Here is an 18379-nt window from a genome sequence, read left to right as displayed (position 1 = left end):
CGGGGGGCAAAGCCCCCCGCAGCCGCGCCGTTCAGGCCGCCGTCGCCACCTCGTCCGGCACCTTCGCCCCGGTCATGAAGGCCACCGCGTCCGACATGGAATAGTCGTCCGGCCGGATCACGCAAAGCCGCCGGCCCAGCCGGTGGATATGGATGCGGTCCGCCACCTCGAAGACATGCGGCATGTTGTGCGAGATCAGGATGATCGGGATCCCGCGCGAGCGCACGTCGCGGATCAGCTCCAGCACGCGCCGGCTTTCCTTGACGCCAAGCGCTGCCGTCGGCTCGTCCAGGATCACCACCTTGGAGCCGAAGGCGGCGGCGCGCGCCACCGCCACGCCCTGGCGCTGGCCGCCCGACAGCGTCTCGACCGCCTGGTTGATGTTCTGGATCGTCATCAGCCCCAGCTCGGTCAGCTTCTCGCGGGCGAATTTCTCCATCGCCGGCCGGTCCAGCTTGCGCAGCCACTTGCCCATGATGCCGGGCTTGCGCAGCTCGCGCCCCATGAACATGTTGTCGGCGATGGACAGGGCCGGCGACATGGCCAGCGTCTGGTAGACGCATTCGATGCCATAGCCGCGCGCATCCAGCGGGCTGGCAAAGCGCACCGGCTTGCCCTCCAGCGTGATCTCGCCCTCGTCGGGCTGGACCGCGCCCGACAGCGCCTTGATCAGCGAGGACTTGCCCGCGCCGTTGTCGCCGATGACGGCCAGGATCTCGCCCGGCATCAGGTCGAAGTCGCAATGGTCCAGCGCGGTGACCTTGCCGTAGCGTTTCACCAGCCCGCGGGCTTTCAGAAGCGGTTCCCCGGAAATGTTCGCGTTCATGCCGATGCCTTTCTGATCCATTGATCCACCGCCACGGCGAGGATGATGAGCAGGCCGATGAGGAAGAAGGTCCATTGCGGATCGGTGCCGACCATCTTCAGCCCCATCTCGAACACGCCGACGATCAGCGCGCCGAAGAACATGCCGACGATGGATCCGCGGCCGCCGAAGAGGCTGATCCCCCCGATCACCACCGCGGTGATGGACTGGATATTGCCCAGCTGCCCGGTCGAGGCCGAGGGCGAGACCGAACCGAAGCGGCCGATCATCACCCAGCCCGCGATGGCGCAGAAGAACCCGGCCAGCGCATAGACCTGGATCAGCACCCGCCGGGTGCGCACGCCGGCCAGTTCCGCCGCATCCGGGTCGTCGCCCACCGCATAGACATGCCGGCCCCAGGCGGTATGGCGCAGGACGTAGGCCAGGATGGCGACCAGCGCGACCATCAGGAACACCGCGTAAAGGATCTTCACCCCGCCGGGCTGGATGGAATAGCCCCAGAATTGCAGCGCCGGCGCCTCGGCGGCGATGGCCGACGAGCGGATGGTCTCGTTCGCGGAATAGATGTAGTTCGCCGCCAGGATGATCTGCCAGGTGCCCAGCGTCACGATGAAGGGCGGCAGCTTGATGCGGGCGACCAGCCAGCCGTTGGCAAAGCCCATGGCGGTGCCCGCCGCCAGCCCCAGCGCGATCGCGACCGGCGCCGGGATGCCATAGCGGAATGTGAACTGCCCCATCAGCACCGAGGAAAACACCGCGATGGCGCCGACCGACAGGTCGATCCCGGCGGTCAGCACCACCAGCGACTGCGCGCAGCCCAGGATGCCGACGATGGCGATCTGCTGCAGGATGGTGGACAGCGTCACTGCCTTGAAGAAGTTCGGCGACAGCAGGCCAAAGACGATGATCGCCGCGACCAGCACGATCATCGGCACGGCCGAGGGCGTCATGTGCAGCCAGTGCTGCAGGCGCTTCAGGGCGGTTTTCTGTTCGTGGAACTCGGCAACCTTGTCCGAGGCGCCTTGCAGGCCCTCCTCGTAGCCGGCGGCCGTCTTGGTGTCGGATGACATGGACGGTCTCCCCCCTTGCAAGACGCCGTGCAGGGCGCCGCTGCCTGTGGTCAGGGCGAGGTTTCCCCCGCCCTGCGGTTCAGTCGAGGCTCAGCCCCAGCAAAGCTCGGCGCCGCGGGCCGAGTCGATGGATTCGATGCCCTCGGCCGGCTTGTCGGTCACCAGTTGCACGCCGGTATCGGTGAAATCCTTGCCCTCGGTCGGCACGGGCTTGGTGCCGTCCTTGGCGAAGGCGGCGATGGCCTCGATGCCCTGCGACGCCATGTCCAGCGGATATTGCTGCGAGGTGGCGCCGATCACGCCGTCCTTGACGTTCTGCACGCCGGGACAGCCGCCATCGACCGAGACGATCAGCACGTCGCCTTCGCGCCCGACGGCCTTCAGCGCCTCATAGGCGCCGGCGGCGGCCGGTTCGTTGATGGTATAGACCAGGTTGATGTCGGGATCCTTGGCCAGCAGCGTCTCCATCGCCTTCAGCCCGCCTTCCTCGTTGCCCGAGGTGACTTCGTGGCCGACGATGCGCGGGTCGGTCTCGTCGCCCCATTTCTCGGGGTCGCCCAGCTCGATGCCGAAGCCCTGCAGGAAGCCCTGGTCGCGCAGCACGTCGACCGAGGGCTGCGAGATCGCCAGGTCCAGAAGTGCGATCTTGGCCTCGGCCGCCGCATCGCCCATGGTGGCCTTGGCCCATTGGCCGATCAGCTCGCCGGCCTTGAAATTGTCGGTGGCGAAGGTCGCGTCCGCCGCATCGACCGGGTCCAGCGGCGTGTCCAGCGCGATGACCAGCAGCCCGGCATCGCGCGCCGCCTGGAGGGAATCGACGATGGCCTTGGTGTCCGAGGCGGTGATCAGGATGCCCTTGGCGCCGTCCGCGATGCAGGCCTCGACCGCCGAGACCTGGCTTTCGTGGTCGCCGTCGATGCGGCCGGCATAGGATTTCAGCTCAAGCCCCAGCTCGGCGGCCTTGGCCTGCGCGCCTTCCTTCATCTTCACGAAGAAGGGGTTGGTGTCGGTCTTGGTGATCAGGCAGGCGCTGTCGGCCTGCGCCATGCCGGCGATCAGGGTCAGGGCCGTGCCCGCCAGCGCCGCGCGCAGCAGTTTGGTCTTGGTCATGATGTCCTTCCTCCTCTGGGCGGGTCTGACCGCCGCCTCCTGTAAAAGGCTGCCGAAGAAACGGGGGCTTGTCAATAAATCAATTTCGTTGATTTAATAGGGGAGGGAGGAAGCGACCATGCCGAACACCAATCCGGCGGCGACGCCGCAGGGGGTCCGCAGCCAGAACGAGCGGCTGATCCTGTGGCTGATTCGCCGCAACGGACCGATGCCGCGCGCCGCGCTGGCCCAGGCCACGGGCCTGTCTGCGCAGGCCGTCACCAACATCACGCGCGAGCTGATCGCCGCGGGCCTGCTGGATGCGGGGGGCGAGCGGCGGCGCGGCAAGGTCGGCCAGCCGCTACTGCCGCTGGCCCTGGCGCCGGAGGGGGCGCTGTTTCTGGGCCTCAAGGTCGGGCGCCGGGTGGCCGAGCTGGTGCTGGTCGATTTCGCCGGGGGCATCCGGCAGATCCGGGTGCTGCCCCATGCCTATCCGCAGCCCGACGCGATTCGCGACTTCGCCGTCGCCGGCGCGGCCGAGATCCTGGCCGAATTGACCCAAGCGCAGCGCGCGCGGCTTTCGGGCATGGGCATCGCCAGCCCCTTCTACCTGTGGGACTGGGCCGAGGAGATGGCCCCCTGGCGCGGCCGCGACCTGCGCGCCGAACTGGCGCAGGCGCTGGACCTGCCGGTCTGGCTGGAGAATGATGGCTCCTGCGCCTGCGGGGCCGAGATGATGTTCGGCACCCAGGAATTGCCGCAGGATTTCCTGTATTTCTATGTCGCGCATTTCGCCGGCGGCGGCGTGGTGCTGGACGGGCGGCTGCGGCTGGGGCCGTCGCGCAACGCGGGGGCGATGGGCTCCTATCCGGTGCCGGGGGGGCGGCAGGTGCTGGACGTGGCCTCGATTTCCGTGCTGGAATCGGCCCTGGGGGGCGACCTGCCGCTGGACGATGCGGCCTGGGATCTGCCGGCCGGTATCGTCCGGGAATGGCTGGACGAATCGGCGCGGGTGCTGTCCCATGCGGCTCTGGGGGCGGTGGCGGTGCTGGACCTGCCGCTGGTGGTGATCGACGGCGCCATGCCGGCCGCGCTGCGGGCCGGGCTGGTGCAGGCGACCGCGGCCAGCCTGGTCGGGATGCGCCACCACGGCGTCACCCTGCCCGAGGTGCGCGCCGGAACCCTGGGCCGCCGGGCCCGCACGCTGGGGGCGGCCGCGCTGCCGCTGGGGGCGGGCTTCTTGCCGGGCGGCAGTTTCTCGGCCCCGCGGCCGGGCCGGAACGGGCATGAAACCCAGGGTGCGCCTGCGCGTTCCCGTGACGACAGGTGAAGAAAGGAAGCCGCGGCCATGGCCGACGATCCATACAAGGCGCTGGGGCTGGGCAAGAACGCCAGCCAGGACGACATCAAGCGGGCCTATCGCCGGATCGCCAAGACCGACCACCCGGACCTCAATCCCGATCCTGCCGCGCATGAACGCTTCAAGGCCGCCTCTTCCGCCTATGACCTGCTGAAAGACCCCGAGCAGCGCGCCCGCTTCGACCGCGGCGAGATCGACGCCCAGGGGCAGGAGCAGCCGCAGCGGCATTACTATCGCGAATATGCCGAATCGGGCGACAACCCCTATCGCCAGCCGCATGGGTTCGACGATCTGTCGGACGTGTTCTCGGACCTGTTCGGCGGCCGTGCCGGCGGCGGCGGCGGCCGGCGCGGCGGGGCGCGCAGCTTCGACATGCGCGGCCCCGACCAGCGTTTCACCCTGGAGATCGACTTCATGACCGCGGCCCGCGGCGGTTCGACCCGGATCACCATGCCCGACGGCAGCGTGCTGGAGGTCAAGATCCCCGAGGGCGCGCATGACGGCCAGGTCATCCGCCTGCGCGGCAAGGGCGGTCCCGGCATGGGCAATGGCGAGCCGGGCGACGCGCTGCTCACGCTGATCGTGGCCGAGGATCCCGACTGGAAGCGCGACGGCAACGACGTCGAGACCACGCTGCCCATCACCATCGACGAGGCCGTGCTGGGCGGCAAGGTCGAGGCGCAGACCATCGACGGCCCGGTGATGCTGACCGTCCCGCGCGGCGCCAGCTCCGGCCAGAAGCTGCGGCTGAAGGGCCGCGGCATCAGGGGCGCGGACGGGCGGCGCGGCGACCAGCATGTCGTGCTGAAGATCGTGATGCCGCCCAGGGTCGACGACGAATTGGCCCGCTTCATCGAAGAGTGGCGCCAGAACCATGCCTATGATCCGAGGAGGGGAAAATGACCCAGCCCCATCATACCCTGGCCGAGACGCTGGAGGCGATCAGCGACCTGACGCCCGAGCAGCTGGAGCGCTATATCCGCGCCGGCGTGGTCGTGCCGGTGCAATCCGAACAGGGTCCGCTGTTTCGCGACATCGACCTGGCGCGGCTGAGCCTGGTCGTCGACCTGGCCGAGGGCTATCACCTGGACGAAGAGGCGCTGGCCCTGGTGCTGTCGCTGGTCGACCAGTTGCACGGGCTCAGGGGCGACATGCGGGCGATCCTGGACGCGGTGGCGCGCGAGCCGGTCGAGACGCGGGTGCGGCTCAAGGCCGCGATCCGCGAGGTGCGGGTGGTGACGCGCTAGTCCGCCCTGCCGCAGGCGGGCAGGGCGCGGGAGGGCAGCTCGGCCATGATCGCCAGCCGCTCGGCCTCGGTCATGCGGCCCCAGCCGGCGATCTCGTCGATGCTGCGCAGGCAGCCGGTGCAAAGCCGGCTTGCCGGCTCGATCCGGCAGATGTTGACGCAAGGCGTCGAGGGCTTCATCCGCCGGCCCCCAGGAAGCGCAGCCGATCCAGCGCGCCTTGCAGGATATAGCCGGCCGCGACCTGGTCGATGACCTCGGCGCGGCGCTTGCGCGAGGTGTCGCCCTCGAGCAGCGCGCGTTCGGCGGCGACGGTCGACAGCCGCTCGTCCCAGAAGGTGATCGGCAGCGGTGTCAGCCGTTCCAGGTTGCGGGCAAAGGCGCGGGTCGATTGCGCCCGCGGCCCCTCGCTGCCGTCCATGTTGCGCGGCAGGCCCAGCACCAGCCCGACCAGCGCCCGGTCGGCGGCGATCTGCAGCAGCGCCTGCGCATCGACGGTGAACTTCGTGCGCCGGATCACCGTCAGCGGCGAGGCGACGCTGCGCAGCCCGTCGCTGACCGCGACGCCGATGGTCTTGGTGCCCAGGTCCAGCCCGGCGACGGCGCCGGTGCGGGGCAGGGCTGCGGCGAAGCTCTCGACGTTCTCGCAGATCATTCCAGCCCGGCCTGTTTTGCCGCCGCCTCGATCACCTCCAGCGCCGCGGCATCGCCGGCGAACTGCTTGCGCGCCTCGCCCAGGATGTCGCCGGCATGGTCCTTTTGCCCGATCACCGGCAGGGACGAGATCAGCCGCGCCCATTCCTCGGGCGTGCCGCCCTGGGTCGCCAGTCGGGTCTCCAGCCCCTTGACCATGCCCTCGACCATCTGCTGGCGCTCTTCGGCGGTCATTTCCTCGGCCGCGGCCATGGTGTCGGCATCCGGGCCGGGCATCGCGGGCAGGCTGGGCATGCCCGGCGTGCCCGAGGCGGCGGGTTCCGGCGGGGTATAGTCCGGGTGGCCGGCAAACCAGGCCAGATCCTGGATCGAGCCGCGGATCGGCGCGATCCAGGGCGCGTCCTCGGGGCCTTCGGCCAGCAGCCGGGCCCAGACCGGAAACGCCTGGTCGGGCCGGCCGTTCTGCAGGTGCAGCAGCCCGGCCATGAAGCGCGCCTGCGGATTGCGGGCATCGCGCGCCAGGGCTTGGGCCACGGTATCCTCGGCCTCGCGGGTGATGATGCCGCCCGCCGCCTCGATCGTCAGCCCGGCCAGCCGCGCCAGATCCTCGGCGCTGGCCTTGTCGCCGCGCAGGGCAACCAGCCGGCGCTGCGCATCCTTGGCGGCGACGAGGTTGCCCAGCCGCTCCTCGTGCTCGGCCAGAAGCTCCAGCCCGCGCGGGTCGTTGGGGTTCTTCATGACCGCCTCGCGCAGCCGCTCGATCAAGGCGACATAGTCGGCATCGGGCTCGGGGCGGGCGGGGCGGGGGGCCTGCGCCTCGGCCTCGGCCTGGCTGGGGCGGGTGTCGTAAAGCTCCTGCGCCTGGGCGATGCGCTGCGCGATGGGGGCGTCGGGCCGGTCGGGCTGGCCCAGGCGCTGGTAGGTCAGGAAGGCCCCGCCCAGCAGCACGGCCAGCAACGCCAGCGCCGCCCAGCCGCCGGCGCTGCGCCGGGTGGTTCCGGCGCGTTCCAGCGCGCGGTCGGCGGCCAGCACCTTGCGCCCGATCTCGACCCGCAGCCGCTCGGCATCCGCCGCGTCGATCACGCCGCGCTCCAGATCGCGCTCGACCTCGCGCAGCTGGTCGCGATAGATTCGCAGGTCATAGGCGGCGGCGGGCTCGGCCGCCTCGCCCTGCCGGCGCAGAAGCGGCGCGGCGATGGCCACGGCCACCACCCCCGCCAGCGCGGCGCAGATGATCCAGAACATCGGCTTCCTCTCTTTGGCTGGTCCGGTGATAGCGGTTTTCCGCTGGCCGAGAAAGTCAAAGCCCTGCGACAAATCGCGAACTGGACCGCGGGACATCTGCGCCGACCCCTGACGCAATTCGACAATCGCCCCGTCGCAACGCGGCTTGCCCGAAAACCGCCCTCGCTTCACTCTGCATGGATCGAGTCGCAAGAGGTTCCCCCATGCCCGCATCTGCAAGTTCCAGCACCGGCCGCTATTCGGTCTTTGCCATCGCGAAAGAGGCGATGCGGCTGCATACCGGCTGGAAACGCGCCTGGGCCAGCCCCGAGCCCAGGAAGAAATACCAGGTCGTCATCGTCGGCGCCGGCGGCCACGGCCTGGCCACCGCCTATTACCTGGGCAAGAATTTCGGCATCACCGATGTCGCGGTGATCGAAAAGGGCTGGCTGGGCGGCGGCAACACCGGCCGCAACACCACCATCATCCGGTCGAACTACCTGCAAGACCCGTCGGCGGCGATCTATGACAAGGCGCTGAAGCTTTATGAAAACCTGTCGCAGGATCTGAACTACAACATCATGTTCAGCCCGCGCGGCCTTCTGATGCTGGCGCAGACCGAGCATGAGGTGCGCGGCTACAAGCGCACCGTCTATGCCAACCAGCTGCAGGGCGTGGCGACCGAATGGGTCAGCCCCAAGCGCATCAAGGACATGCTGCCGATCATCAATATCGAGGGGCCGCGCTATCCGGTCCTGGGCGGGCTTTACCAGGAACGCGGCGGCACCGCCCGCCACGACGCCGTGGCCTGGGGCTATGCCCGCGCCTGCTCGGCCATGGGCATGCATATCATCCAGAACTGCGAAGTGACCGGCATCGAGACCGAAAACGGCCAGGTCAGGGCGGTGAACACCGGCAAGGGCCGGATCGAATGCGACAAGCTGGCGCTGATCGCCGCCGGCCACAGCTCGGTCCTGGCCGAGATGGCGGGCTTCCGCCTGCCCATCGAATCGCTGGCGCTGCAGGCGCTGGTGAGCGAGCCGATCAAGCCCTGCTGCGACCTGGTCATCATGGCCAACACCGTCCACGGCTACCTGTCGCAATCCGACAAGGGCGAGATGGTGATCGGCGGCGGCACCGACGGCTTCAACAACTACACCCAGCGCGGCTCCTGGCACCATGTCGAGGAAACCGTCCGCGCGCTGATCGAGACCTTCCCGATGCTGTCGCGGCTCAAGATGCTGCGGCAATGGGGCGGGATCGTCGACATGACCGGCGACCGCTCGCCCATCCTGTCGGCCACGCCGGTCGGCAACATCTTCGTCAACTGCGGCTGGGGCACCGGCGGCTTCAAGGCCATCCCCGGCTCGGGCTGGGCCATGGCGGAACTGGTGGCCAAGGGCCAGCCGGGCCCGCTGGCCGCCGATTTCGGGCTGAACCGCTTCGTCCAGGGCCGCTTCATCGACGAAAGCGTCGCCGCGGGGGTGGCGCATTGATGCGCAGCGCGGGCATGATCCTGCCGGCGCATGCGGTTTTTGGGCCGATTTTTGCCCAAGTGCCGGTTGCGGCGGAAAATTTTTCGCAAGGGTTGGGAAACTGTTCCTCGTCTGGTGAATTGTTGGATTACGTCACCATGACCAAGGAGTTTTCTTCATGGCCGAACAGAACAAGAGCAACCTCTGGCTCATCGTCGGCGTCGTCGTCGTCGTGCTGGTCGTCATTTACTGGTTCGTGTCTTCAGGCACCGAGCCAACCGCGACCGAGCCGCCGACCGCACCGGCCGTCTCGTCCGAACCCGCACCGGTCGATGACGGCGCCGTCTCGGTCGAGCCGCCGGCCGATGCTGCTCCGGCCGATCCCGCTGCTCCCGCCCCGGCCGAGCCTGCCACCCCGGCTCCGGCCAACTAAGGCGCCCCTTTCGGCGCCTTCGGGCGCCCTCTCTCTCCAGGGCCGGGGGGCGATTTGCCCCTCGGCTTCTGGCCATGCCGTGTTCGGCGGCCGCGCGGGCTGCCCCGGCGATGGCCTGCTGCGCCCAAGCGCGGCGCACCCGCGCCCCCTCTCTGCAAGCCGCAAAGCCCGCGCCGCCGCGCCGGGCATTGCCGGCTGCGCGCCCTTCATCGACCTTTCGCTTTCCATTGCCGCCATGCGCGCCCGGCCGACCCCCTGGGCGCCGGCCCGCCTGCGCGTCCTGCCGCCCAAGGAGTGATCCATGCTGACCCTGACCTGTCCCTATTGCGGCGTCGCGGCCGAGGAAACCGAGCTGCAGCCCGGCGGCGAGGCGCATCTGAAGCGCTTCGGCCCCGGCTCGTCCGATGCCGAGTTCGAGGCCTATCTGTTCGCCCGCAAGAACCCCAAGGGCGTGCATTTCGAGCGCTGGCGCCATGCCTATGGCTGCGGCAAGTGGTTCATGGCGGCGCGTGACACCGCCACGCTGCAGGTCTTTGGCACCTACAGCGCCCAGACCCCGCATCCCACGCCCGAGATCGTCGCCGCAGTCCAGGCCGCCCGCCCGGATTGGCAGCCCGACTGGACGCCCGCCACCGCCGAAACCCCCGCCGAAAGCCTGAACGCATGACCCAGACCGGACCCTTCCGCCTGCCGCGCGGCGGCCGCCTGATCGACCGCGCCTATCAACTGCCCTTCCGCTTCGACGGCCGCCAGATGCGCGGGGTCGCGGGCGACACGCTGGCGTCCGCCCTGCTGGCGAACGGCCAGCTGATGATGGGCCGCAGCTTCAAGTATCACCGCCCGCGCGGCCCGATCGCCTCGGGCGCGGAAGAGCCGAACGCGCTGCTGGGCCTTGGCCAGGGCGGCCGGTTCGAGCCGAACCAGCGCGCCACCACCACGCCGCTGGTCGGCGGCATGGCCACCACCAGCCAGAACTGCTGGCCCAGCCTGAACGCCGACATCGGCGCGATCAACAACTGGATGTATCGCTTTTTCCCGGCGGGCTTCTATTACAAGACCTTCATGCATCCGCGCCCGTTCTGGAAGCATGTGTTCGAGCCGATCATCCGCCGCTCGGCCGGCCTGGGCAAGGCGCCGACCGAGGCCGACCCGGACAAGTACGAACAGGCCTATGCCCATGTGGACGTGGTGGTCGTCGGCGGCGGCATCGCCGGGCTGACCGCCGCCCGCGACGCGGGCCGCGAGGGCAAATCGGTCTGGCTGGTCGAGCAGACGCCGCATTTCGGCGGCCGCACCCCCACCGACCATGCCGAGGGCCAGGCCCGCGTCGAGGCGCTGCTGGCCGAGCTGCGGGGGATGGCCAATGTCACCCTGCGCCGCTCGACCCAGGCGACCGGGCTTTACGACCATGGTTATCTGCTGGTGCGGGAATCGCTGGCCGACCACGACCCGAACGCCGGCATTCCGCGCCAGCGCCTGTGGCGCCTCCGCGCGGGCCATGTGATCGTCGCCACCGGCGCGCTGGAGCGGCCGCTGAGCTTTGCCGGCAACGATGTGCCGGGCGTGATCCTGGCCTCGGCCGTGCGGGATTACATCGACAATTACGGCGTGGCGCCGGGCCGCCGGATCGTCGTCGTCACCAATAACGACGATGCCTATCGCACCGCGCTGGTGGCGCTGGATGCGGGGCTGGAAGTCGCCGTGGTGATCGACGCGCGCAGCACGGCCGAGGGCGCGCTGCCCGCGGCGGTCCGCGCCCGCGGCGTGCGCGTCCTGACCGGCAGCGCCGTTGCCGGCATCAAGGGCGGCCAGGCGGTCGAGGCGGTCAAGATCTGCGCCCATTCCGGTTCGGGCCAAGTGACCGAGACCGTGGATGCCGATTGCGTCGCCATGTCCGGCGGCTGGTCGCCGGTGGTCCACCTGTGGAGCCATTGCGGCGGCAAGCTGAACTGGTCCGACGCGCAGTCGATGTTCGCGCCCGATCCGAACCGCCCCCCGACCGGGGCCGACGGCAAGGCGATGGCCAGTTGCGTGGGGGCGGCGGCAGGCGACCTGCTGGTCTCGGAGTTGACCGGGGCGCAGGCCGAGGCGGCGACCATGCCGGTCTGGGTCATGCCGGCCCACGCCACGCGCAAGATGAAGTTCAAGATGTGGCTCGACTTCCAGAACGACGTGAAGGTCTCGGATGTCGAACTGGCCGCGCAGGAAGGCTATCACAGCGTCGAGCATACCAAGCGCTATACCACGCTGGGCATGGCGACCGACCAGGGCAAGGTCAGCAACATCAACGGCTTGGCCGTGCTGTCCAATGCGCTGAACCAGCCGATCCCGGCCACGGGCACGACGACCTTCCGCCCGCCCTATACGCCGCTGACGCTGGGCACCATCGCCGGCGAGGCGCGGGGCGAGATCTTCCAGCCCTTGCGCAAGACGCCGATGCATGGCTGGCACGAGGCGCAGGGCGCCTTCTTCGAGCCGGTGGGCCATTGGCGCCGCCCCTATTGCTACCCCAAGGGCGGCGAAAGCCATGGCGACGCGGTGGCGCGCGAGATCCGCGCGGTGCGCGCCTCGGTCGGCACGCTCGACGCCTCGACCCTGGGCAAGATCATCGTCAAGGGGCCGGATGCGGGCAAGTTCCTCGACATGATGTATACCGGCATGATGTCCACCCTGCCGGTCGGCAAGTGCCGCTATGGCCTGATCTGCAACGAGAACGGCTTCCTCATCGACGACGGCGTGGCCGCGCGGCTCAGCGAGGACACCTGGCTGGTCCACACCACCACCGGCGGCGCCGACCGCATGCACGGTCATTTCGAGGACTGGCTGCAATGCGAATGGTGGGACTGGAAGGTCTATACCGCCAACGTCACCGAGCAATGGGCGCAGGTCGCCGTGGTCGGTCCCAAGGCCCGCGTGCTGCTGGAACGGCTGGGCGGCCAGATCGACCTGTCGCCCGAGGCGCTGCCCTTCATGGGCTGGATCGAGGGCGAGATCGCCGGCATCCCGGCGCGGGTCTATCGCATCAGCTTCTCGGGCGAGCTTTCCTTCGAGGTGGCGGTGCCCGCGAACCGCGGCCTGGAGCTTTGGGAAAAGCTGCATGAGGCCGGGCGCGACCTGAACATCACCCCCTACGGCACCGAGGCCATGCACGTCATGCGCGCCGAAAAGGGCTTCATCATGATCGGCGACGAAACCGACGGCACGGTGATCCCGCAGGATCTGGGCATGTCCTGGGCGATCAGCAAGAAAAAGACCGATTATATCGGCAAGCGCGCGCAAGAGCGCAGCTTCATGACCGATCCCGGCCGCTGGAAGCTGGTGGGCCTGGAAAGCGTGGACGGGCGGGTGCTGCCCGACGGGGTCTATGCGGTGGCCGACGGGGTGAACCCGAACGGGCAGCGCAACACCCAGGGCCGCGTGACCTCGACCTACATGTCGCCGACGCTCGACCGGCCCATCGCCATGGGCCTGGTGCGGCAGGGGCCGGACCGCATGGGCGAGGTGCTGGAATTCCCCGTCGCGGGTCAGGAAAGCTACAAGGCGCGGATCGTCGATCCGGTCTTCTATGACAAGGAAGGGAGCCGGGCGAATGGCTGAGGCACTGGCGAAGATCTCTCAGGTGCAGGACTGGGGCATGATCCAGATCCGCGCCGACCTGGCGCGGGCGGGCGATGCCATCGCCGGGGCGGCAGGGGTCGCGCTGCCCGAACAGGGCCGCATCACCACCGACGGCAGCCGTTCGCTTGGCTGGATGTCGCCGGACGAGCTGCTGCTGATCCTGCCGCGGGCCGAGACGGCCGAGGCGCTGGCCGCGTTGCAGGACGCGCTTGCGACCGAGCACGCGCTGGCGCTGGATGTCAGCGACATGCGCGCGGTGTTCCGCATCCAGGGCGCCCGCGCGCTGGACGTGCTGATGAAGCTGTGCCCGACCGACCTGGCGGCCATGCCCGCGGACGGGCTGCGCCGCACCCGCGCGGCCCAGGTCGCCTGCGGCATCTGGCGCGAGCCGGGCGGCTATGTGCTGATCGGCTTCCGCTCGGTCACCGACTATCTGCGCGGCATCCTGACCGGCGCGGCGGCGCCGGGCACGCAGCTTAGCCCGCGCTAGGACTTGTAGCCGCGGCCGGGCGGCGTATGGATGGGGTGAAAGCCACCCGGTTGATTCCATGCGCCCCGCCCTGCCTCTGCCCATTCTTCTGGCCGGCCTGATTTTGCCGGTTCCCGCCGCCATGGCGCAGGACTGGGGGCAAGAGCCGCCGGTGGTGATGATGTGCCAGATCATCGACCACAGCGGCACCGGCTGGGTGCCCGAGTTCATCATGATGACCCGCCAGACCTCCGGCCCGCGCCAGGGCCGGATCGAGGTTTTCGACCCGATCCTGCAACGCATCCTCGGCCAGCCGATCGAGGCCAGGATCACCGCCGACGACCGCACCAGCCGCACCTATGGCTGGGCGCTGGCCGGGGTGCGCAATGCCTCGGGGCAGCGGACCGAGCGGCTGGACTACCGGCTGACGGTGCAAAAGGCCGATGGCAGCGCGCGGGTGACGGCGACGGCGCTTGGCTATGACAATGTCATGACCGGGACCGGGGCCTGCGGCTCGCCCGGCGGGGGATAGGGCAGGAACCCGCGCCGCCTTGAAGGCGTTTAGCGGCCGACAGGGCTTTTCCCCGACTGGCTCCTGTGCCAGAACACAATCCGAAACCGTTGGAAAGGAAATCGAAAATGGCCTTCACGCTTCCCGATCTTCCCTATGCTCACGACGCGCTGGCCGCTGGCGGCATGTCCAAGGAGACGCTGGAATACCACCACGACAAGCACCACAAGGCCTATGTCGACAAGCTGAACGAGCTGATCGCCGGCACCGAATGGGAAGGCAAGAGCCTCGAGGACATCGTCAAGGGCACCTACCAGTCGGGGGCCGTGGCGCAGAACGGCATCTTCAACAACGCCAGCCAGCATTGGAACCATGCCCAGTTCTGGGAAATGATGGGTCCGAACCCCGGCGCCATTCCGGGCGAGCTGGAAAAGGCCCTGGCCGAAGCCTTCGGTTCGGTGGACGAGTTCAAGAAGAAATTCGCCGAGGCCGGCGTCGGCCAGTTCGGCTCGGGCTGGGCCTGGCTGGTCAAGGACAAGGACGGCAGCCTCAAGGTCACGAAGACCGAGAACGGGGTGAACCCGCTCTGCTTCGGCCAGACCGCGCTGCTGGGCTGCGACGTGTGGGAACACAGCTATTACATCGACTTCCGCAACGCGCGGCCGAAATACCTGGAAAACTTCCTCGACAAGCTGGTGAACTGGGAAAACGTGGCCTCGCGCCTCTGACCCCGGCAAGACGCCGCATCAAGGCCCGCCCCGTTCGGCGGGCCTTTTCCATGGCGGGCGGAATCGGGTTGCGGCGGGGCGCATCCGGCGCCAGGCTTTGCCCGATGCGCAAGGAGACGAGATGAAACCGCTGCTGCCCGCCCTTTGCCTGGCCCTGATCCCCCTTGCCGCGCCGGCCCAGGATGCGGCGCTGGTCGTCCGCGACGGCTATGCCCGCGCCGCCAATCCGCGCTCCGGCGCCGCCTTCATGGTGATCGAGAATCGCGGCACCGAGGCCTGCACGCTTTCCTCGGTCGCCTCGGACGCGGCCGAGCGGGTCGAATTGCATACCCATCGCGACGAGGGCGGCGTGATGCGGATGGTCAAGGCGGATCCGATCCGCATTCCCGCCGGCGAGTGGCACGCGCTGGCGCGGGGTGGCGATCATGTGATGCTGATGGGGTTGAAGCAACCGCTTGCGGATGGCGACCAGCTGGCGCTGACGCTGGATTTCGGCCCCTGCGGCAGGGTCGAAACCCGCCTGCCGGTGGATAACGGGCGCATGCCGGCCCCCGCTGCGGGGCATTAGCGCCGGCCTTCGGCCTTTTCGATCAGCGCCTCGACCTTGGGGCCCAGCGATTGCACGATCAGCCCGACGCCTTCGGCCGAGGCATGCAGCCCGTCGGCTTGCAGCATGGTCCTGTAGCCTTCGTCCGGCAGGTCGAAAAGCGGCTGATACAGGTTCTCCATCAGCAGCGCGTCGTGCTGCGCGGCCATGCGCGGCCAGATCCCGGCCCAGTCGCGGCTCAGCGGCTCGTCATGGTCGGGCGAGGCGATGCCGACCAGCAGCAGCGGCCGGCCGGTCTTGCCGGCCTGGCCCAGGATCGAATCCAGGTTGTCCTCGACCATGGCGGGGGAAAAGCCCATCAGCAGGTCGTTGCCGCCCAGCTCGACGATCACCGCGTCGGGCTTGTGGCGGGCCAGCGAATAGCCGATCCGCACCCGCCCGCCGGCGGTGGTGTCGCCCGAAAGCCCGCCGTTCAGCACCAGAACGTCATGGCCGCGCGCCCTTAGCCAGTCCTGCAATTGCGGCACCAGCCCGTGCTTGCGCGGCAGGCCGTAGCCCTCGGTCAGGCTGTCGCCGAAGGCCAGGATGCGCAGCGGCGTCGCCGCCGCCATCGGTGCGGCCGCAAGGGCCAGGATCAGGACAAGGGCTTTCAGCTTCATGCGGCACGCCTCAATCGCAACGCGTTACTGACCACGAAGACCGAGGACAGCGCCATCGCCCCGGCCCCCAGCATGGGTGACATCTGCGGCCCGCCAAAGGGCACCAGCGCCCCCATGGCCACGGGAATCAGGGCCACATTGTAACCGAAGGCCCAGAACAGATTCTGCCGGATATTGCGCATGACGCTGCGTGACAGGCGGATGGCCCGCGCCACGCCCATCGGATCGCCGCCGACCAGCACCACCTCGGCCGATTCGATGGCGACGTCGGTGCCGGTGCCGATGGCGATGCCGGTTTCGGCCGCGGCCAGCGCCGGGGCGTCGTTGATGCCGTCGCCGACAAAGACCGTGCCCGGCCCCATCTCGCGGATGGCGGCCAGCTTGCCCTCGGGCAGCACGCCCGCAGTCACGCGGTCGATGCCCAGCTTGCGGCCCACCGCCTCGGCCGTGGCCTGCACGTCGCCCGAGATCATCTCGGTTTGCAGGCCGAGCGCGTGCAGCTCGGCCACGGTCTGGGCCGCCTCGGGGCGGATCGGATCGGCCAGCGCCATGGCGGCGGCGTGCCGGCCGTCCACGGCCAGATGCACCGGGGTCGCGCCATTCGCCGCCCAGCCCTCGGCTGCGGCGATCAGGGCGGGGGCGGCGGGAATGCCCGCCTCGGCCAGCGCGGCGGCATTGCCGATCAGCAGCGCGCGCCCCTCGACCCGCGCCGAAAGCCCGCGCCCGGCATTGGCCGCGACCGCCTCGGCCGGGGGCAGGTCCAGCCCCTTGTCCCGCGCGGCGCCGACGATGGCGGCGGCCAGCGGATGCTCGGAACGCGACTCGGCCGCGGCGGCAAGGCGCAGGGCGTCCAGGGGGCCGATGTCCTCGGCCTCGATGGCGGTCAGGGCGGGGGCGCCCTGGGTCAGCGTGCCGGTCTTGTCGAAGCCGACGATGCGCGCCTCGGCCAGCCTTTGCAGCGCGTCGCCGCGCCGGAACAGCACGCCCAGCTCGGCCCCGCGCCCGGTGCCGACCATGATCGAGACCGGCACCGCCAGCCCCATGGCGCAGGGGCAGGCGATGATCAGGACCGAGATCGCCGCAACCAGTGCCTGTCCCAGCGCGCCGGTGAAGATCATCCACAGCACGAAGGTCAGCAGCGCCAGCCCCATCACCAGCGGCACGAAGACCGCGGTGATGCGGTCGACCAGTGCCTGCACCGGCAGCTTGGTGGCCTGCGCGTCCTCGACCATGCGGATGATGCGGGCGAGCACCGTGTCGCCGCCGGTCGCGGTCACGCGATAGGCCAGCGCCGCATTGCCGTTCACCGTGCCGCCGGTCACGGGATCGCCGGGCTGCTTGGCGACCGGCACCGGCTCGCCCGTCAGCATGGATTCGTCCACCGCGCCGCTGCCCTCGGTCAGCACGCCGTCCACCGCCACCCGCTCGCCGGGGCGCAGATGCACGATGTCGCCGGGGCGCAGCTCGGCCACCGGGACTTCCACGATCTGGCCGCCGCGTTCCACATGGGCGCTGTCGGGCGCAAGTTCGATCAGCCGGCGGATGGCGTCGCCGGCCTGGCCCTTGGCGCGCGCCTCGAGCCAGCGGCCCAGCAGGATCAGCGTCACGATGACGGCGGCGGCCTCGAAATAGACATGCACCGAATCCGGCGGCAGCACGCCCGGCGCAAAGGTCGCCACCGTCGAATAGAGCCAGGCCGCCGAGGCGCCAAGCGCGACCAGGCTGTTCATCTCGGGCGCGCGGCGCATCAGCGCCGGAAAGCCGATGCGGAAGAACATCCGCCCCGGCCCGGCCAGGACCGCCGTGGTCAGCAGGAACTCCAGCACCCACAGCGTGCGCTGGCCAAGCGCCATGTGCAGCCAATGGTGGAAGGCCGGGAAGGCATGGCCGCCCATCTCGGCGACAAAGACCGGCAGGGTCAGCGCAAGGGCGATCAGGAAGTTGCGCTTCAGCGCCGCCGCGTCGCCGCCATGGTCGTGCATGTGATGGCCGGCCTCGGCCTGCACCTGCGCCGGATAGCCCTTGGCGGTCACGGTATCGGCCAGCGCCTGCGGCGCGACGGCGGGGGAATGGCGGATGGTGGCGCTGGCGGTGGCCAGGTTCACCTGCGCCGAATCCACGCCGGGCAGCGCGGCCAGCGCCTTTTCGACCCGGCCCACGCAAGAGGCGCAGCTCATGCCCTCGATGCTCAGGCGGGTTTCAAGCGGCTCGGCCGGGTAGCCGGCGCTTGCCAGCGCCTCGACGGCGCGGGGCAGGGCCTCCGGCGCAGCCAGGCGGAAATGCGCCCGGCCGGTGGCCAGGTTGACCCGCGGCTCCTCGACGCCCGGCACGGCGGCCAGCGCCTTTTCGACGCGGGTCACGCAAGAGGCGCAGCTCATGCCCGAGACGGTCAGCTCGGCATCGTTTGGGTGATGTTTCATCGTTTTGTCCTGTCAGAATGGCGGAAAAGACGCGATTCAGACAGGATGGGGC

19 protein-coding genes are annotated in these 18379 nt (G+C 69.4%); 11 read left to right on the top strand and 8 right to left on the bottom strand.

Annotated features, from left to right (window positions below; translation table 11 throughout):
• Positions 1–31 precede the first annotated feature (31 nt).
• The 3 genes from KF941_RS10710 to KF941_RS10700 form a co-directional block, all read right to left on the bottom strand.
• Positions 32–826 carry an ATP-binding cassette domain-containing protein gene (locus tag KF941_RS10710; protein ID WP_208021261.1) on the bottom strand — a complete coding sequence of 265 codons (795 nt, stop codon included), beginning with the start codon at positions 824–826 and terminating at the stop codon, positions 32–34.
• Positions 823–1896 (bottom strand): ABC transporter permease, encoded by a 1074-nt coding sequence (locus tag KF941_RS10705; RefSeq protein WP_036751880.1) that lies wholly within the window; start codon positions 1894–1896, stop codon positions 823–825. The genes KF941_RS10710 and KF941_RS10705 overlap by 4 nt, the downstream gene beginning before the upstream one ends.
• A gap of 90 nt (positions 1897–1986) precedes the next feature.
• The gene (locus KF941_RS10700; protein WP_036751878.1) at positions 1987–3006 is read right to left on the bottom strand and encodes a sugar ABC transporter substrate-binding protein; all 1020 of its coding nucleotides are present in this window, start codon (positions 3004–3006) and stop codon (positions 1987–1989) included.
• 118 nt (positions 3007–3124) lie between these two features.
• Between KF941_RS10700 and KF941_RS10695 the strand changes: the two genes are divergently transcribed.
• Genes KF941_RS10695 through KF941_RS10685 form a run of 3 tightly spaced genes read left to right on the top strand, consistent with a single transcriptional unit; the run spans position 3125 to position 5592 of the window.
• A complete protein-coding gene (locus KF941_RS10695) occupies positions 3125–4315 on the top strand; it encodes an ROK family transcriptional regulator (protein ID WP_214273309.1) in 1191 nt (396 codons plus the stop codon).
• Between the two features lie 18 nt (positions 4316–4333).
• A complete protein-coding gene (locus KF941_RS10690; RefSeq protein ID WP_072461067.1) occupies positions 4334–5248 on the top strand; it encodes a DnaJ C-terminal domain-containing protein in 915 nt (304 codons plus the stop codon).
• Complete coding sequence (locus KF941_RS10685) at positions 5245–5592, top strand: hypothetical protein (RefSeq protein ID WP_036751871.1); 348 nt, start codon at positions 5245–5247, stop codon at positions 5590–5592. Before KF941_RS10690 ends, KF941_RS10685 begins: the two co-directional genes overlap by 4 nt.
• On the opposite strand, the gene KF941_RS10680 is transcribed toward KF941_RS10685, so the two are convergent.
• Genes KF941_RS10680 through ccmI form a run of 3 tightly spaced genes read right to left on the bottom strand, consistent with a single transcriptional unit; the run spans position 5589 to position 7488 of the window.
• Positions 5589–5771 (bottom strand): DUF1289 domain-containing protein, encoded by a 183-nt coding sequence (locus KF941_RS10680; protein WP_214273308.1) that lies wholly within the window; start codon positions 5769–5771, stop codon positions 5589–5591. The genes KF941_RS10685 and KF941_RS10680 overlap by 4 nt on opposite strands.
• Positions 5768–6244 carry a Holliday junction resolvase RuvX gene (ruvX, locus tag KF941_RS10675; RefSeq protein WP_036751867.1) on the bottom strand — a complete coding sequence of 159 codons (477 nt, stop codon included), beginning with the start codon at positions 6242–6244 and terminating at the stop codon, positions 5768–5770. Before ruvX ends, KF941_RS10680 begins: the two co-directional genes overlap by 4 nt.
• Positions 6241–7488: a c-type cytochrome biogenesis protein CcmI gene (ccmI, locus tag KF941_RS10670; protein ID WP_214273307.1), complete on the bottom strand. Its 1248-nt coding sequence runs from the start codon at positions 7486–7488 to the stop codon at positions 6241–6243. Before ccmI ends, ruvX begins: the two co-directional genes overlap by 4 nt.
• 203 nt (positions 7489–7691) lie before the next feature.
• Here ccmI and KF941_RS10665 point away from each other — a divergent pair, with 203 nt between their 5' ends.
• The 8 genes from KF941_RS10665 (at position 7692) to KF941_RS10630 (ending at position 15269) form a co-directional block, all read left to right on the top strand.
• Entirely contained in the window at positions 7692–8963 is a 1272-nt protein-coding gene (locus KF941_RS10665) for a sarcosine oxidase subunit beta family protein (RefSeq protein WP_036750370.1), read from the top strand.
• A 157-nt stretch (positions 8964–9120) separates the two neighbouring features.
• Positions 9121–9375, top strand: coding sequence for a hypothetical protein (locus KF941_RS10660; protein WP_036750368.1), 255 nt, complete (start codon positions 9121–9123; stop codon positions 9373–9375).
• Between the two features lie 301 nt (positions 9376–9676).
• Complete coding sequence (locus tag KF941_RS10655) at positions 9677–10042, top strand: sarcosine oxidase subunit delta (protein WP_214273306.1); 366 nt, start codon at positions 9677–9679, stop codon at positions 10040–10042.
• A complete protein-coding gene (locus KF941_RS10650) occupies positions 10039–12972 on the top strand; it encodes a sarcosine oxidase subunit alpha family protein (RefSeq protein ID WP_214273305.1) in 2934 nt (977 codons plus the stop codon). The genes KF941_RS10655 and KF941_RS10650 overlap by 4 nt, the downstream gene beginning before the upstream one ends.
• Positions 12965–13483 carry a sarcosine oxidase subunit gamma family protein gene (locus tag KF941_RS10645; RefSeq protein ID WP_214273304.1) on the top strand — a complete coding sequence of 173 codons (519 nt, stop codon included), beginning with the start codon at positions 12965–12967 and terminating at the stop codon, positions 13481–13483. Before KF941_RS10650 ends, KF941_RS10645 begins: the two co-directional genes overlap by 8 nt.
• A 58-nt stretch (positions 13484–13541) precedes the next feature.
• Entirely contained in the window at positions 13542–13994 is a 453-nt protein-coding gene (locus KF941_RS10640) for a hypothetical protein (protein ID WP_036750353.1), read from the top strand.
• Between the two features lie 107 nt (positions 13995–14101).
• Positions 14102–14701: a superoxide dismutase gene (locus KF941_RS10635; RefSeq protein ID WP_214273303.1), complete on the top strand. Its 600-nt coding sequence runs from the start codon at positions 14102–14104 to the stop codon at positions 14699–14701.
• Positions 14702–14822: 121 nt separating this feature from the next.
• Positions 14823–15269, top strand: a complete 447-nt coding sequence (locus KF941_RS10630) for a copper chaperone PCu(A)C (protein ID WP_214273302.1) — start codon at positions 14823–14825, stop codon at positions 15267–15269.
• Here the strand turns inward: KF941_RS10630 and KF941_RS10625 are convergent.
• Both KF941_RS10625 and KF941_RS10620 read right to left on the bottom strand, forming a co-directional pair.
• A complete protein-coding gene (locus KF941_RS10625; protein ID WP_072461059.1) occupies positions 15266–15907 on the bottom strand; it encodes an arylesterase in 642 nt (213 codons plus the stop codon). The genes KF941_RS10630 and KF941_RS10625 overlap by 4 nt on opposite strands.
• Positions 15904–18327: a heavy metal translocating P-type ATPase gene (locus KF941_RS10620; protein WP_214273301.1), complete on the bottom strand. Its 2424-nt coding sequence runs from the start codon at positions 18325–18327 to the stop codon at positions 15904–15906. Before KF941_RS10620 ends, KF941_RS10625 begins: the two co-directional genes overlap by 4 nt.
• Positions 18328–18379: the final 52 nt, after the last annotated feature.

It is taken from the genome of Paracoccus sp. pheM1 (assembly GCF_018499825.1).
GTDB classification, from domain to species: Bacteria; Pseudomonadota; Alphaproteobacteria; order Rhodobacterales; family Rhodobacteraceae; genus Paracoccus; species Paracoccus versutus.
Note: the sequence above shows the minus strand (reverse complement) of the source record. Positions and strands in the feature narration are given on the sequence as shown.